This window comes from Micromonospora sp. NPDC047467, from assembly GCF_040643095.1.
Lineage (GTDB): Bacteria > Actinomycetota > Actinomycetes > Mycobacteriales > Micromonosporaceae > Micromonospora.
Map to the genome: position 1 here is coordinate 14255 of NZ_JBEYTO010000010.1, position 14944 is coordinate 29198.

At 70.7% G+C, this 14944-nt stretch carries 13 protein-coding genes; 9 read left to right on the forward strand and 4 right to left on the reverse strand.

The genetic code is table 11. From position 1 onward, the window contains the following. Nucleotides 1-51 precede the first annotated feature (51 nt). Nucleotides 52-501, reverse strand: coding sequence for a metallopeptidase family protein (locus ABZ780_RS25150; RefSeq protein ID WP_110562108.1), 450 nt, complete (start codon nucleotides 499-501; stop codon nucleotides 52-54). 153 nt (nucleotides 502-654) lie between these two features. Here ABZ780_RS25150 and ABZ780_RS25155 point away from each other — a divergent pair, with 153 nt between their 5' ends. Continuing rightward, nucleotides 655-1020: a DUF3499 domain-containing protein gene (locus tag ABZ780_RS25155; protein WP_053658603.1), complete on the forward strand. Its 366-nt coding sequence runs from the start codon at nucleotides 655-657 to the stop codon at nucleotides 1018-1020. A 7-nt stretch (nucleotides 1021-1027) separates the two neighbouring features. Here ABZ780_RS25155 and ABZ780_RS25160 read toward each other — a convergent pair whose 3' ends face one another. The 3 genes from ABZ780_RS25160 to ABZ780_RS25170 form a co-directional block, all read right to left on the reverse strand. After that, entirely contained in the window at nucleotides 1028-2434 is a 1407-nt protein-coding gene (locus ABZ780_RS25160; RefSeq protein WP_357487680.1) for an FAD-dependent oxidoreductase, read from the reverse strand. After that, the gene (locus ABZ780_RS25165) at nucleotides 2419-3765 is read right to left on the reverse strand and encodes an aspartate aminotransferase family protein (RefSeq protein ID WP_357008840.1); all 1347 of its coding nucleotides are present in this window, start codon (nucleotides 3763-3765) and stop codon (nucleotides 2419-2421) included. Before ABZ780_RS25165 ends, ABZ780_RS25160 begins: the two co-directional genes overlap by 16 nt. A gap of 1646 nt (nucleotides 3766-5411) precedes the next feature. Continuing rightward, on the reverse strand, nucleotides 5412-5924 hold the full coding sequence (locus tag ABZ780_RS25170; RefSeq protein WP_357008837.1) for an Lrp/AsnC family transcriptional regulator: 513 nt from the start codon (nucleotides 5922-5924) through the stop codon (nucleotides 5412-5414). Between the two features lie 216 nt (nucleotides 5925-6140). On the opposite strand from ABZ780_RS25170, the gene ABZ780_RS25175 reads away from it, so the two are divergent. From ABZ780_RS25175 to ABZ780_RS25210, 8 genes are read left to right on the forward strand one after another with little or no spacing between them, the layout of a single operon-like run. After that, nucleotides 6141-7325: a spermidine/putrescine ABC transporter substrate-binding protein gene (locus ABZ780_RS25175; RefSeq protein WP_357008834.1), complete on the forward strand. Its 1185-nt coding sequence runs from the start codon at nucleotides 6141-6143 to the stop codon at nucleotides 7323-7325. Nucleotides 7326-7330: 5 nt separating this feature from the next. Further along, entirely contained in the window at nucleotides 7331-8482 is a 1152-nt protein-coding gene (locus tag ABZ780_RS25180) for an ABC transporter ATP-binding protein (protein WP_357487681.1), read from the forward strand. Then, nucleotides 8479-9387: an ABC transporter permease gene (locus tag ABZ780_RS25185; protein ID WP_357487682.1), complete on the forward strand. Its 909-nt coding sequence runs from the start codon at nucleotides 8479-8481 to the stop codon at nucleotides 9385-9387. The genes ABZ780_RS25180 and ABZ780_RS25185 overlap by 4 nt, the downstream gene beginning before the upstream one ends. Beyond that, complete coding sequence (locus ABZ780_RS25190; protein ID WP_357008827.1) at nucleotides 9388-10224, forward strand: ABC transporter permease; 837 nt, start codon at nucleotides 9388-9390, stop codon at nucleotides 10222-10224. Between the two features lie 34 nt (nucleotides 10225-10258). Then, nucleotides 10259-11680, forward strand: coding sequence for an FAD-dependent oxidoreductase (locus ABZ780_RS25195; RefSeq protein ID WP_357487683.1), 1422 nt, complete (start codon nucleotides 10259-10261; stop codon nucleotides 11678-11680). Continuing rightward, nucleotides 11680-12861, forward strand: coding sequence for a saccharopine dehydrogenase C-terminal domain-containing protein (locus ABZ780_RS25200; protein WP_357487684.1), 1182 nt, complete (start codon nucleotides 11680-11682; stop codon nucleotides 12859-12861). Before ABZ780_RS25195 ends, ABZ780_RS25200 begins: the two co-directional genes overlap by 1 nt. Beyond that, entirely contained in the window at nucleotides 12858-14345 is a 1488-nt protein-coding gene (gene speB / locus ABZ780_RS25205) for an agmatinase (RefSeq protein ID WP_357487685.1), read from the forward strand. The genes ABZ780_RS25200 and speB overlap by 4 nt, the downstream gene beginning before the upstream one ends. A gap of 34 nt (nucleotides 14346-14379) precedes the next feature. Further along, nucleotides 14380-14859, forward strand: a complete 480-nt coding sequence (locus ABZ780_RS25210) for a DUF559 domain-containing protein (RefSeq protein ID WP_357487686.1) — start codon at nucleotides 14380-14382, stop codon at nucleotides 14857-14859. Nucleotides 14860-14944: the final 85 nt, after the last annotated feature.

Sequence of the window (14944 nt, forward strand, 5' to 3'; positions counted from 1 at the left end):
CGACTCAGCCGTCGTAATCCAGGTCGCCCCGGCCGACGCGGCAGAGGCTGCTCAGGCCAACTCGTCGGGGTCGACGCCGAGCAGGTTCGCCACCTGCTCGATGATCACGTCATGGACGAGGTCCGCGAGATCCTCGCGGTCCATCGCCCGGAACTCCAGTGGCCGCCGATAAAGCACGATCCGCGGGGGCACCTCCTGGCGGCCGGGGCGGCCGGGCAGCAGCCGGGCCAGCGGCACCTCGCCGTCCTCCAGCACGTCGGAGTCGTAGACGTTCAGATCCGGCGGGACGTCCTCGACCGCGAACTCGACACCGGCCAGCTCCTTGGCGAACCGGCGCTCCAACGTCTCGACGGTGTCCAGGACCAGGTCGTCGAAGACCTCGGCCTTGGTCCGGGCCAGCGGGACGGTCGCCGGCACCAGTCGCCCGCGCAGGCCACGCCCGTGCCGGTCACGGTGCACACGCCGGCCGGGGCCGGGGCGGCGGTGTTCCGGGCTCGTCATGAGGCAAAGGGTAGCCCCCGCGCCGGGTCGGTCAGCGGCAGCGCCGCTCCTGTGGCGCGGCGCGGATCGAGGTCGTGAATTGTGATCACCACGACGGGCGTGTCGCAACGCGAAGCGATGCGCCGGACCCGGTAATGGAGATACCCTGCCGCCGTGAGGTCACCACGGCGCTGCTCCCGTAACGGCTGCCCCCGGCAAGCGGTCGCCACATTGACCTATGTCTACAACGAGTCGACAGCGGTCGTGGGTCCGTTGGCGGCGTTCGCCGAGCCGCACACGTACGACCTGTGTGAGCCGCACGCCCGCAGCCTGACCGCGCCGCGTGGCTGGGACGTGGTCCGGCACGAGGGCGAGTTCGAGCCGCCCCCGCCCACCACCGACGACCTGGTGGCGCTGGCCGAGGCGGTCCGTGAGGCGGCCCGTCCGGCCCCGCGCCCGCCGGAGCCCGACCAGCACCACGAGAACCCCCACCAGACCGGCCGCCGAGGCCACCTCCGGGTGATCCCGCCCAACCACTGACCCCCGGTCAGTGGCCCAGCAGGCGGGAGAACGCGGCGGCCCGGCGTGCCGGTCGGCCGGTGCGGGCTTCGGCGGCGTCGGCACCTGTCATGACCCGTAGGCCGGCGTTCACCGCCAGCCAGCGCAGAGGCTCCGGCTCCCACCGGGGCGAGCGGTGGTTCACCCAGGGCAGCGTGGTCAGCTCGGTGCGTTGGCCACGGATCAGGTCGGCCAGCGTGCGGCCGGCGAGGTTGCTGGAGCCCACCCCGTCCCCGACGTAGCCGCCCGCCCAGGCCAGCCCGCTGGCCCGGTCGAAACCGACCGAGGCGTTCCAGTCCCGGGCCACGCCGAGCGGGCCACCCCAGGTGTGTGTCAACGGCACGTCCGGGCCGAGCACCGGGAAGAGTTCCCCGAGGGTCCGCCGCAGCGCGGCGAACACCCGGGGCTCCCGGTCGTAGCCGGGCAGGATCCGGGACCCGAGATGGTACGGCGCGCCGCGCCCGCCGAACGCCAACCGACCGTCGGCGGTGCGCTGGCCATAGATGATCACGTGCCGGTAGTCGGAGAACGTCTCCCGCCGGGCCAACCCGATCCGCGCCCACGTCTCGTCGGCGACTGGCTCGGTGGCCACCATCAGCGAGTACACCGGCGCCACGGCCCGCCGCTGACGGGGCAGCGTGGGCGTGTACCCCTCGGTGGCCCGGACCACCACCGGCGCCCGTACCGTCCCGGCCGCCGTCACCGCCGCGCCGGCCCGGATCGCGACCACCGGGGTGCCCTCGTGGATCGTCACCCCGAGCCGTTCCACGGCTCGGGCGAGACCGCGGACCAGCTTCGCCGGGTGCACGGCCGCGCAGTGCGGGGTGTACGTCCCACCGCGTACCCCCTCGGCGGCGCACCGCGCGGCGGCCTCGTCGGCGTCGAGGAGCGCCAGGTGCTCCGGGCCGAAGCCGAACGCGCGGGCCTCGTCCACGGCGGCCCGAGCACGGGCGAGCTGTGGGCCGGTGCGGGCCAGGGTGATCGTGCCACCGTCGGCCCAGTCGCAGTCGATGCCCTCGGCCACGGCCACCCGGCCCACCTCGCGCACCGTCTCGTGCAGCGCCCGCTGCATGGCGACGGCAGCGTCCCGGCCGTGTCGACGGGCCAGCCCGGTCAGCGACGTGGGGAAGAGCGCAGAGCACCAGCCGCCGTTGCGGCCGGACGCGCCGTACCCGGCGATCTCCTTCTCCAGCACCGTGACGCGAAGTGCCGGGTCGGCCCGAGCCAGGTGGTACGCCGTCCACAGCCCGGTGTAGCCACCTCCCACGATCACCACGTCGGCGTCCGCGTCGCCGGGCAGCGCGGGCCGTGGGGTCAGTGGTTCATCCAGGGTGGACAGCCAGTACGACAGGCCCCGGTAGCGCCCGGCGGGATCGCCGCTCAGAGTCGCGTCCATGCCTCGGTGAGGACCGCGCGCAGGATCTGCTCGATCTCGTCGAAGTGCCGCTGCTCGGCGATCAGCGGCGGCGCGAGCTGAATGACGGGGTCGCCCCGGTCGTCGGCCCGGCAGTAGAGCCCGGCCTGGAACAGCGCGGTGGACAGGAAGCCACGCAGCAGCCGCTCCGACTCGGCCTCGTCGAAGGTCTCCCTGGACGTCTTGTCCTTGACCAACTCGATGCCGTAGAAGTAGCCGTCACCCCGGACGTCGCCGACGATCGGCAGGTCGTGCAGCTTCTCCAGAGTGGCCCGGAACGCGTCCTCGTTGGCCCGTACGTGCCCGATGAGGTCCTCGCGGGCGAACACCTCCAGGTTGGCCAGGGCCACCGCGCAGGAGACGGGGTGGCCGCCGAACGTCACCCCGTGGGCGAACATGCCGGTCTCGGTGAGGAACGGCTCCATCAGCCGGTCGCTGGCGATCATCGCGCCGAGCGGGGCGTACCCGGAGGTGATGCCCTTGGCCGTGGTGATGATGTCGGGCTGGTAGCCGTAGCGCACCGCGCCGAAGTACTCGCCCAGCCGGCCCCAGGAGCAGATCACCTCGTCGGAGACGAGCAGCACGTCGTACGCGTCGCAGATCTCCCGGACCCGCTCGAAGTAGCCGGGAGGGGGTGGGAAGCAGCCGCCGGAGTTCTGCACGGGCTCCAGGAAGACCGCGGCAACCGTGTCCGGCCCTTCGCGCTCGATGGCCCGGCCGATCTCGTCGGCGGCCCAGCGGCCGAACGCCTCGGGGTCGTCGCCGTGCTCGGGCGCCCGGTAGAAATTGGTGTTCGGCACCTTGATCCCGCCGGGCACCAGCGGCTCGAAGTCACTCTTGATGCCGGGCAGGCCGGTGATCGACAGCGCGCCCATCGAGGTGCCGTGGTATGCGATGTACCGGCTGACCACCTTGTACTTGTTGGGCTGGCCGGTGCGCTTGAAGTAGGCCCGGGCCAGCTTCCACGCCGCCTCGACCGCCTCCGAACCGCCGGTGGTGAAGAAGACCCGGTTCAGGTCGCCGGGGGTGAGCGAGGCGATCTTCTCGGCCAGCTCGATGGCCTTCGGGTGGGCGTACGACCAGAGCGGGAAGTAGGCCAACTCGCCGGCCTGCTTGGCGGCGGCCTCGGCCAGCTCGGTGCGGCCGTGGCCGGCGTTGACGACGAAGAGCCCGGCGAGGCCGTCCAGGTAGCGGCGGCCCTGCGCGTCCCACACGTACGCGCCCTCGCCGCGCACGATGGTCGGCACCTCACCGGCGGAGTAGCTCGCCATCCGGGTGAAGTGCATCCAGAGGTGGTCGGTGGCGTTGGCCATGTCAGCCCCATCGGTCGTCGGGCCGGTCAAAGGGGTGACACCGGCCGCTCTGCCCACGGTTATCGCACAGTCTCGGGCCTCAAGGCAAGTGTTATCGGTGGCGTGATGGCGCAGTCACGACGGATTCAGCGAACGGATGTCTGAAGCTCAACGGAATCCGCATCGGATGGGCGGGGCGGGTGGCGAGCCTGTAGCGGGCCGGTGGCGGGCGGTGGGCCTGTGGCGGGCCAGTGGCGGATGGCGGGCCGGTGGCGGGCGGTGGGCCGGTGGCGGGCCGGCGGTGGGCCGGTGGCGGGCGGCGAGGTGGTAGGGCGACTGGGCGGCATCCCCTGGAGGGCGGCGGTGCGGTGGCTGCGGCCTTTGGAGCTGAATCGTTTACGACATCACGGCTGCGTTGGGCTGCTCGCTGCTGGCCCTCCGGTGCCGGGCGCGTCGGGCTGGGGCCCATTGCGATGTGGGCCCCGTTGGTGTGGGGCGCATCGGGGTGGGCCCCGTCGGGGTGGGCCCCGTCGGGGTGTGGCCCGTCGGGGTGTGGCCCGTCGGGGTGTGGCCCGTCGGGGTGTGGCCCGTCGGGGTGTGGCCCGTCGGGGTGTGGCCCGTCGGGGTGGGCCCCGTCGGGGTGGGCCCCGTCGGGGTGTGGCCCGTCGGGGTGTGGCCCGTCGGTGTCGGGCCCGTTCGTGTCAGGCCGTCGGTATTGGGCCCGTTGGCATTGGGGTCCGGCGGTGTCGGGCCCGTCGGTGTCGGGCCCGTTCGTGTCAGGCCGTCGGTATTGGGCCCGTTGGCATTGGGGCCCGTCGGTGTCGGGCCCGTCGGTGTCGGGTCCGGTGGCATTGGGTCCGGTGGCATTGGGTCTGGTGGCGTCGGGCCCGTCGGTATCGGGCCCATTGGCGTCGGGTCGGTGGCGGTCAGGCCCGTCGGTAGCGGGCCCGTCGGTAGCGGGCCGGTTGGCGCCGGGTCCGGTGGCGTCAGGCCCCCTTTGGCGCCCGGCCCGCTGTTGCCCACCCTGCTCTCGGCCGATTCGTTTACGACATCAGCTCCAAAGCGCCCGCAGGAGGTGGTGCCTCCCCTTGGCCGGCGTCTCGATCCACTCCAGATCGCCGATGTTGCGGTGTCGAGGCGGGGTGATACCGCCAGGTCGGCGATGTTGAGTGGATCAACTGTGTGGATCAACCGTGGGCCGCGGGGGACGCCTTTGGGGGCGATCGAGGGCGTCCTGAATGCGCGCCAAACCGTCCTATCGCAACACGCCGGTAGACGGGGGACTTCGGCACCCAGCGTGGCTGGCGTGCACCGAGCCGAGCGGCGCTTTGCACCGAGCCGGGCGGCGTTTTACACCGAGCGGAGCGGCAGTCTGCGCCGAGCGGAGCGGCAGACGGGGGACTTCGACACCGAGCCGAGCGGCAGTCTGCGCCGAGCGGAGCCGTGGTGTGCGTCCGGCTAGGCGGGAGGAGGATCCGAGGGCGAACTAGGCGTTGCGGCTGGCGATGGCCGAGGCGGGGGAGACGGTCGAGTCGCTGGCCGAGAAGGTCCGCGTCGACCCCAGGACGGCGGCGCGGACACCCCGATTTCCGGAATGCCGAGTGGATCACGCGGAGCTATCGTGCTGCGAGCGGGCGGCGCCGAGCCCCGAAGCGACCAGGGGCAGGTCAGGCCGTACCCCAGGTGTAGGTCTGCTTGCGCAGCTTGAGGTAGACGAACGCCTCGGTGGAGAGCACCCCGGGCACCGAGCGCAGCCGTTGCAGGATCTCCAGCAGGTGGTCGTCGTTGCGGCAGACCACCTCGGTGAGCAGGTCGAACGACCCGGCGGTGATGACCACGTAGTCGACCTCGTCCAACTCGGCCAGCCGGTCGGCCACGGACTCCAGGTCGCCGTCGGTACGCAGGCCGATCATCGCCTGGCGTGGGAAGCCGAGCTGGAGCGGATCCGTCACGGCGACGATCTGCATCACACCGGAGTCGAGGAGCCGCTGCACCCGCTGGCGCACGGCCGCCTCGGAGAGCCCGACCGCCTTGCCGATGGTGGCGTACGGACGGCGGCCGTCCTCCTGGAGCTGTTCGATGATCTGCTTGGCGACGTCATCGAGCAGAGCGTGATTGGCACCTTCACGGACAGCGACGCGTCGACCGCCGTTGCCGTTCTCGTGCTGCCGGTTCGTCATCGTGCGCTCCCCATGTCCCGAATCGTGATGTCGCGCGTGTATCTCCGCGTAGTCTGGCGTATTTCGTCGTGCATCGCTATTCCCGCAACGGAATCCCTTGTAAGGAAGGTCACCTCATGTCAGGATCAGTCGTCCACGACACCTGATTCTCCCGACCCTTCCGCCGGCGCGCCTCCCCCGTCCCGCCCGCCGACGATGACCCCCTTAGGAGTCGTCATGCGTACTCCCCTCCGGCCTCTCTCCCGGCGTGGACTGCTCACCGGCACTCTCGGTTCGGCCGCACTGCTCACCATGGGCGGCAGCCTCGCCGGCTGTGGCACCAAGGGCGCGCAGCAGACCGAGGCCGGCTGCGTCAGCGAGGACCTTTCCGGCACCGAGAAGAAGCTTGCCTTCTCCAACTGGCCGCAGTACATGGACGTCGACGAGAAGGACGAATCCAAGCGGCCGAGTCTGGACGAGTTCATCACGAAGACCGGCATCCAGGTCACTTACACCGAGGACATCAACGACAACAACGAGTTCTTCGGCAAGGTGCAGAACCAGCTCGCCGCCTGCCAGAGCACCGACCGGGACATCATCGTCCTGACCGACTGGATGGCGGCGCGGATGATCCGGCTCGGCTGGATCCAGAAGCTCGACCCGGCGAAGCTCCCGAACGTCCAGGCGAACCTGTTGCCGTCGCTGCTCAACCGCTCCTTCGACACCGAGAACCGGATCTCGATCCCGTGGCAGTCCGGCCTCGCCGGGTTGGCGTACAACGGCAGCGTCACCAAGGAGGTGCGGACCGTCGACGAGTTGCTGACCCGGCCCGACCTCAAGGGCAAGGTGACGGCGCTCAGCGAGATGCGCGACACCATGGGCCTGCTGCTCGGCGCGGGCGGGCACAACCCGGCGAACTTCACCGGCGCCCAGTTCGACGACGCGCTCAACAAGCTCAAGAAGGCCGTCGACTCCGGGCAGATCCGCAAGTTCACCGGCAACGACTACGCACCGGATCTGGCCAAGGGCGACATCGCCGCGTGCATCGGCTGGTCCGGCGACGTCATCCAGCTTGCCAGTGAGAACGAGAAGGTGAAGTTCGTCGCGCCCGACTCCGGTGTGATGCTCTTCAGCGACAACATGATGGTTCCCAACAAGGCCACCCACAAGGGCAACGCCGAAGCGTTGATCAACTATTACTACGAGCCGGCCGTCGCCGCGAAGCTCGCCGCGTACGTCAACTACATCTGCCCGGTCAAGGGCGCGCAGGCCGAGATGGAGAAGATCGACCCGGAGCTCGCCGCCAACCCGCTGATCTTCCCGGACGAGGCGCTGCTGTCGAAGTCCAGGGTGTTCATGTCCCTGGACGAACGGCAGGAGAAGGAGTACGAAGGCAAGTTCCAGCAGGTCATCGGGGCGTGACGGGGATGGCGCGCGAGACACCGGCCGGCGATCTGCGCCTGGCCAACCTCACCAAGCGGTTCGGCATCTTCACGGCCGTCGACGATCTGAGCCTCACCATCGAGCAGGGTTCGTTCTTCGCACTGCTCGGCGCGTCCGGCTGCGGCAAGACCACCACCCTGCGGATGATCGCCGGGCTGGAGGAGCCGACCAGCGGCCAGGTACTGCTCGGCGATCGGGACATCGCCCGGCTGCGGCCGTATAAGCGGCCCGTCAACACGGTGTTCCAGAGCTACGCGCTCTTTCCGCACCTCACGATCTTCGAGAACGTGGCCTTCGGGCTGCGTCGGCGGGGCATCCGCTCGGTCGACGACGAGGTCCTGCGGATGCTGTCGCTGGTGCAGCTCGACGGCTTCGGCAGCCGCCGCCCCGCTCAGCTCTCCGGTGGTCAGCAGCAGCGGGTCGCGCTGGCCCGTGCGCTGATCAACCAGCCGCAGGTGCTGCTGCTCGACGAGCCGTTGGGCGCGCTCGACCTGAAGCTGCGCCGGCAGATGCAGATCGAGCTGAAGCGGATCCAGACCGAGGTGGGCATCACCTTCGTGCACGTCACCCACGACCAGGAGGAGGCCATGACGATGGCCGACACCGTCGCGGTGATGAACGCCGGCCGGATCGAGCAGCTCGGTGCCCCGGCCGACATCTACGAGTTCCCCGCCACCGCGTTCGTGGCGAACTTCCTCGGCCAGTCCAACCTGCTCGCCGCCGAGGCCGCCGGCACCACCGGGGGCGACGTCGCGGTGACGGCACACGGCTCGCGCTTCTCGGTGCCCGCCGGCCGGGCACGGGCCGACCGGGGGCCGGTCCACCTGGGGGTACGCCCCGAGAAGTTGCACCTGGTCGGTTCCGCCGACCAGGTGCCCGCCGGCCACCAGCACGTCACCGGGGTCGTCACGGACGCCTCCTACGTGGGGGTCAGCACGCAGTACCTGCTGCGCACCGACTGGGGCACCGAACTGTCGGTCTTCGCGGCCAACAGCGGAGTGGGGACCCAGGTGCCGGTCGGCAGCCAGTCGGTGGCGTACTGGGATCCGCGGCACGCGTTCCTGCTGCCGCGCGACGCCGCCGACACCGACCGGACGTCGCCGGTGCTCGACGAGCCGGTGGGCGCGTCGTCATGACCCTCCTGGCTCCCACCAAACCGGGGCAGCCGCCGCCCCCGCCACCGCCCGCCCGGCCCGGGCGCTACCGGCTCCTGCCGTACCTGTTGCTGCTGCCCGGCGCTGCCTGGCTGTTGGTGTTCTTCGGCGTACCGCTGCTGCAACTCGCCGCGGCGAGCCTCTACGACCCCAGCGGCTCGCTCTCCACCGGGTACGCGATGACGTGGGCGTTCGGCAACTACCCGGACGTGGTGCAGGCGTACTGGCCGCAGTTGCTGCGCTCGTTCGGCTACGCCGGCCTGGCCCTGGTGCTGGCGCTGCTGCTCGGCTACCCACTGGCGTACGCCATCGCGCAGAAGGCCGGCCGGTGGAAGAACCTGCTGTTGGTGTGCGTGGTCGCGCCGATGTTCACCAGCTTCCTGGTCCGCACGTTGGCCTGGAAGACGATCCTGTCGGACAACGGCGCGCTGGTCGGGCTGCTGCGTGACGTGCACCTGCTCGCCCCGGACGGCCGGCTGCTGGCCACCCCGTTCGCGGTGGTGCTCGGCCTGACGTACAACTTCCTGCCGTTTCTGGTGCTGCCGCTGTACGCGAGCCTGGAGCGGCTGGACCACCGGCTGCTGGAGGCGGCGAGCGACCTGTACGCGAGCGGGTTGCAGGCGTTCCGTCGGGTGACCCTGCCGCTGTCCATGCCCGGCCTGGTCGCCGGCACGCTGCTGTTCTTCATTCCGGCCAGCGGCGACTACATCAACGCCGAACTGCTCGGCACCCCGAACGAGTACATGATCGGCAACGTCATCGATTCGGCGTTCCTGGTGCGGCTGGACTACCCGCAGGGCGCCGCGCTGTCGTTCCTGCTGATGGCGGCGATCCTCGCGGTGGTCTTCGGCTATCTGCGCAGGGCCGGCACGGAGGAGGTGCTCTAAATGAGAGTGTCCCGCTGGCTGGCTGACCGCTGGGTGATGATCGTGGCGCTGCTGGTGCTCGGCTATCTGGCGCTGCCGATCCTGGTGGTGGCCGGGTTGTCGTTCAACCGCCCGTCGAGCCGCCTGTCGTACGACTTCAACGAGTTCACGCTGGACAACTGGCGTCAGCCGTGCGCCACCTCGGACATGTGTGACGCGGTCGTGCGCAGCGTGCAGATCGGTTTCATCGCCACCGTGGTCGCCACGGTGCTCGGCACCCTGATGGCGTTCGCACTGGTCCGGCACCGCTTCCGAGGTCGGTCCGGCATCAACGTGCTGATCTTCCTGCCGATGGCCACCCCGGAACTGGTGATGGGCACGTCGCTGCTGGCCCTGTTCGTCTCCGCCGGGGTGCCGCAGGGCTTCTGGACGATCGTCATCGCGCACGTGATGTTCTGCGTGTCGTTCGTCGTGGTGACCGTGAAGGCGCGGCTGGCCGGGATGGACCGGCGGTTGGAGGAGGCCGCCATGGACCTCTACGCCAGCGAGTGGCAGACGTTCCGGCGGATCACCCTGCCGCTGGTGCTGCCCGGCATCGTGGCCGCCGCGCTGCTGGCCTTCTCGTTGAGCTTCGACGACTTCATCATCACGAACTTCAACGCCGGCACCACTGTCACGTTCCCCATGTACGTCTGGGGCGCTGCCCAGCGGGGCATCCCGCCGCAGGTCAACGTCATCGGCACCGCGATGTTCGCGATCGCGCTGCTGCTGGTCGGGCTCAGCTCACTGCGCGGCCGGCGGGCTCGCCGTGCCAACCTGCTGGCCCGTACGGCGCCTCAACCGCGCCGGTCGTCATGACCCCGGCCGCGGGTGGTCTCACAGGTCTGCGGTCATGACCCTCTCGCAGGCCGGCAGGGCGCTCGCCGACGCGGCACCCGTGCCGTACTGGCTGGACCGCCCGGACCGCCCCGATCCGCTGCCGCCCCTCGTTGGCCCGCAGACCGCCGACCTGCTGGTGATCGGCGGCGGCTACGGCGGGCTCTGGACGGCCCTGCTGGCCAAGCAGGCCGATCCCGACCGCGACGTGCTGCTGGTCGACGCCGGCACCTGCGGCTGGGCCGCGTCCGGGCGCAACGGCGGGTTCTGTGCCGCCTCGCTCACCCACGGCTTGGCCAACGGCGTCGACCGGTTCCCCGACGAGGTCGGGGAGCTGGAACGCCTCGGCCGGGAGAACCTGGACGCCATCGCCGCCACCGTCGCCGAACACGACATCGACTGCGACTTCGAACGTACCGGCGAGCTGGCCGTCGCCGTCGAGCCGTACCAACTCGACGGGCTGGCCGCCGACGCGGAGCTGGCCCGCCGGTACGGCCACCGGGTGCGGCTGCTCGACCGGGACGAGGTGCGCGCCGAGGTCGACTCGCCGACGTACCTGGGTGGGATGTTCGATGCCGACCGGGTGGCGATGGTGGACCCGGCGAAGCTGGCGTGGGGTCTGCGCCGCGCCTGCCTCGACCTCGGCGTGCGGGTGCACGAGCACACCCGGGTCACCGGCCTGCGCGCCGACGGCGCCGCGCTGCGTGCGCGGACGGCTGGCGGGCGGGGCGCCGCAGCCGGTTCGGTGCGGGCCCGGCGGGTCGTCCTGGCTACCAACGCGTTTCCGCCGCTGCTGCGTCGGCTGCGCGCGTACCTGGTGCCGGTGTACGACCACGTGCTGATGACCGAGCCGCTCACGCCGGCCCAGCGGGACGCGATCGGCTGGCGTAACCGGCAGGGGCTGGCCGACACGGCAAACCAGTTCCACTACTACCGGATCACGGCCGACGGGCGGATCCTCTTCGGCGGCTACGACGCGGTCTACCACTACGGCAACCGGGTCGCCCCCGAGCTTGAGCAGCGGCCGGCCACCTTCACCACCCTCGCCAACCACTTCTTCACCACGTTTCCGCAGCTCGCCGAGGTGCGCTTCAGCCATCGCTGGGGCGGCGTCATCGACACCTGCACCCGGTTCTGCCCGTTCTACGGCACCGCCTACGACGGTCGACTGGCGTACGCGGCCGGCTACACCGGCCTCGGCGTCGGCGCCACCCGCTTCTCCGCGCGGGTGCTGCTCGACCTGCTGGACGGCGGGGACACCCCGCTGACCCGGCTCGACCTGGTACGCCGCAAGCCGCTGCCGTTCCCGCCGGAACCGGTCCGCGCGCTCGGCATCAATCTCACCCGCCGGTCGATGGCCCGGGCCGACGCGCGCGAGGGTCGGCGTGACCTGTGGCTCCGTACTCTCGATCGCCTTGGTTTGGGGTTTGATTCCTGATGCGTGTCCTTCTCGTCGGCGCCGGTGGCGTCGGCTCCGCCGCTGTATCCATCGCCGCCCGACGGTCCTTCTACGAGACGATCGTGGTCGCCGACTACGACCTGGACCGGGCCCGCCGCGCGATCACCGGTCACGGTGACCGGTTTGTCGCCGCCCACGTGGACGCCTCCTCGACCGACGCGGTCGCGGCACTCTGCCGGGAGCACCGGATCACCCACGTGCTCAACGCCGTCGACCCACGCTTCGTCATGCCGATCTTCGACGGCGCGTTCGCGGCCGGCGCGGACTACCTGGACATGGCGATGTCGCTGTCGCACGCCGCGACCGGCGTGAAGCTCGGTGACGACCAGTTCGCCCGGGCCGACGAGTGGTCCGCGGCCGGGCGGCTGGCCCTCGGCGGCATCGGCGTCGAACCCGGCCTGTCCGACGTGTTCGCCCGGTACGCCGCCGACGAACTCTTCAGCGAGATCGACGAGATCGGCGTCCGCGACGGGGCGAACCTCACCGTCGACGGCTACGACTTCGCGCCCTCCTTCTCGATCTGGACGACTATCGAGGAGTGCCTGAACCCGCCCGTGGTCTGGGAGAAGGGCCGTGGCTGGTACACCACGTCGCCGTTCTCCGAGCCCGAGGTCTTCGACTTCCCCGAGGGCATCGGGCCGGTCGAGTGCGTCAACGTGGAACACGAAGAGGTGCTGCTCATCCCGCGCTGGATCGACGCCAAGCGGGTCACCTTCAAGTACGGCCTCGGCGACGAGTTCATCGGGGTGCTCAAGACCCTGCACAAGCTCGGGCTGGACGCGGTCACTCCGGTGCGGGTGCGTGGCGTCGAGGTGTCCCCGCGCGACGTCGTGGCCGCCTGCCTGCCCGACCCGGCCACCCTCGGCGCGCGGATGCGCGGCAAGACCTGCGCCGGCACCTGGGTTCGGGGCCTCGGCCCGGACGGGCAGCCCCGGGAGGTCTACCTCTACCACGTCGTCGACAACGAGTGGTCGATGCGGGAGTACGGGCACCAGGCAGTGGTGTGGCAGACGGCGGTCAACCCGGTCGTCGCGCTGGAGTTGCTCGCCAGCGGCGTCTGGTCCGGTGTCGGGGTGCTCGGCCCGGAGGCGCTGCCCCCGACGCCCTTCCTCGACCTGTTGACCGCCTACGGCTCGCCGTGGGGGATGGAGGAGCGATGAGCCGCTACGGGGCCATGTACGGGCCGGACATCACCTTCCTCGGCGTGGACCGGTGCACGCTCGACGACCCCGCCTCGTACGCCGACGCCGACGTGGTGATCGTCGGCGCGCCCTTCGACGGCGGCACCTCGCACCGACCCGGCACCCGGTTCGGGCCGTCGGCCATCCGCCAGGCGTGCTACCTGGCCCACGACGGCTCCCGCCCGTCCCTCGCGCTGCGCGTCGACGCGCTGCGCGACCTGCGGGTGTACGACGCCGGCGACGTCGAGATGTTCTCGGGCGACATCGAGAGGTCGCTGTCCGCGTTGGAGACGGCGGTGTATGCCGTCTCGTCCTCCGGTGCGATCCCGGTCGTGCTCGGCGGGGACCACTCCATCGCGCTGCCCGACGCGACAGGCGTGGCCCGACAGCACGGACACGGCCGGGTGTCGCTGGTGCACTTCGACGCCCATGCCGACACCGGCGAGATCGAGTTCGGCTCGCTACACGGGCACGGCCAGCCGATGCGCCGGCTCATCGAGTCCGGCGCGGTACGCGGCGACCGGTTCCTCCAGATCGGGCTGCGCGGCTACTGGCCGGGCCCGGAGACCCTGTCCTGGATGGCCGAGCAGCGGATGCGGTCGTACGAGATGACCGAGCTGGTCTCGCGAGGGCTGGAAGAGTGTCTGATCGAGGCCTTCACGATCGCGGTGGACGAGTGCGAGGGCGTGTTCCTCTCCGTCGACGTCGACGTGGTCGACCCCGGAATGGCACCCGGCACCGGCACCCCGGAACCGGGCGGCCTGACCTCCCGGCAACTGCTCGACGCCGTCCGCCGGGTCTGCTACGAGCTGCCCGTGGTCGGGGTGGACGTGGTCGAGGTCGCCCCGCCGTACGACCACGCCGACATCACCGCGTACCTGGGGAACCGCGTGGTCCTGGAGGCGCTCTCGGCCATCGCCCGCCGCGCCCTCGCCCCGCGATCTTGCACTTTCTGCCCCGGCTTTTCGTATCTTCCGGGCAATTCGGCGACAGGAAGCGCAAGATCGCGGGGCGGTCGGGGTGGGCTAGCAGAGAGGGCGAGGCTTTGGGACTTGTCCACAGGGGATGGCGTTATCCACAGCCCGCTTTCGTGGGGTCTCGGGGGGCGGTGTGGGCCGTCAGGCTGGCGGCGTGGCTACTCAGATGTGGCGTACGGATGCGCTGATGCGAGCCCTTACCGTGCGGCGGATTCGCACCCGACTCGCCCGCGAGGAGTTGCTGCGGGTGCGTCGCGGCGTCTACGCCGACCAGCCCTGCGGCGACGGAGACGAGCTACGTGCTCTCCTGCTCCGGCTGCCCGGGGAGGCCATGCTGACCAGGCAGAGCGCGGCGCGGCGACACGGCTTTGGCGTGCTGCGGGAGGACGTGGTCCACATCCAACTGCCCGCCTCGATACCCAAGCCCCGGCTCCCCGGGTTGGTCGTACACCACTCGATTCTGCCCGTGCATCCGGTTCTCGTTGATGGCGTGCCCTGCGTTCCGGCGGCCCGTTGTGCGGTGGATCTCGCACGCGCCGTCCGGCGACTGGACGCGCTGCCCGTGCTCGACGCGGCACTGCGGACAGGCAGGGTCACCCAGGAGGATCTGCTGAGGGAGGTGTCGGCCCATCGCGCGCTGCGCGGCGTCCGGCAGGTGCGCGAACTCGTGCCGTTGGCGGACGGTCGGGCGGAGTGCCGGCAGGAGAGCCAGCTCCGCCTAACGTTAATCGATGGACGGCTGCCGCCGCCGGAGCCGCAGCTATGGGTGCACGACCGTCACGGCATCCGTCTCTATCGGCTAGACCTGGGGTACCGCGAGCGCCGGGTCGGTATCGAGTACGACGGCTCATCTCATCTGGACCGTGATCGCCTCCGGCGCGACCGGGAACGCGTCAACTGGCTCGACGCGAACGGTTGGCGCATGCGCTACTTCACCGACCGCGACCTCTACCAGCGCCCCAGTTACATAATCGCGACCGTCCGTGCAGCCCTCTCGTAACCCCACCCCACCCACCCCGGTGCCCTTCCCGCCCCTTCCCGCCCCTTCTCTCACGCCGATCTTGCAGTTCCTGCCTCGACTATTG

Coding starts and splice junctions, on each gene's coding strand:
- ABZ780_RS25150 (WP_110562108.1), bottom strand. CDS start 501: ATGACGAGCCCGGAACACCGCCGCCCCGGCCCCGGCCGGCGTGTGCAC.
- ABZ780_RS25160 (WP_357487680.1), bottom strand. CDS start 2,434: ATGGACGCGACTCTGAGCGGCGATCCCGCCGGGCGCTACCGGGGCCTG.
- ABZ780_RS25165 (WP_357008840.1), bottom strand. CDS start 3,765: ATGGCCAACGCCACCGACCACCTCTGGATGCACTTCACCCGGATGGCG.
- ABZ780_RS25170 (WP_357008837.1), bottom strand. CDS start 5,924: ATGACGAACCGGCAGCACGAGAACGGCAACGGCGGTCGACGCGTCGCT.
- ABZ780_RS25175 (WP_357008834.1), top strand. CDS start 6,141: ATGCGTACTCCCCTCCGGCCTCTCTCCCGGCGTGGACTGCTCACCGGC.
- ABZ780_RS25180 (WP_357487681.1), top strand. CDS start 7,331: ATGGCGCGCGAGACACCGGCCGGCGATCTGCGCCTGGCCAACCTCACC.
- ABZ780_RS25185 (WP_357487682.1), top strand. CDS start 8,479: ATGACCCTCCTGGCTCCCACCAAACCGGGGCAGCCGCCGCCCCCGCCA.
- ABZ780_RS25190 (WP_357008827.1), top strand. CDS start 9,388: ATGAGAGTGTCCCGCTGGCTGGCTGACCGCTGGGTGATGATCGTGGCG.
- ABZ780_RS25195 (WP_357487683.1), top strand. CDS start 10,259: ATGACCCTCTCGCAGGCCGGCAGGGCGCTCGCCGACGCGGCACCCGTG.
- ABZ780_RS25200 (WP_357487684.1), top strand. CDS start 11,680: ATGCGTGTCCTTCTCGTCGGCGCCGGTGGCGTCGGCTCCGCCGCTGTA.
- speB (WP_357487685.1), top strand. CDS start 12,858: ATGAGCCGCTACGGGGCCATGTACGGGCCGGACATCACCTTCCTCGGC.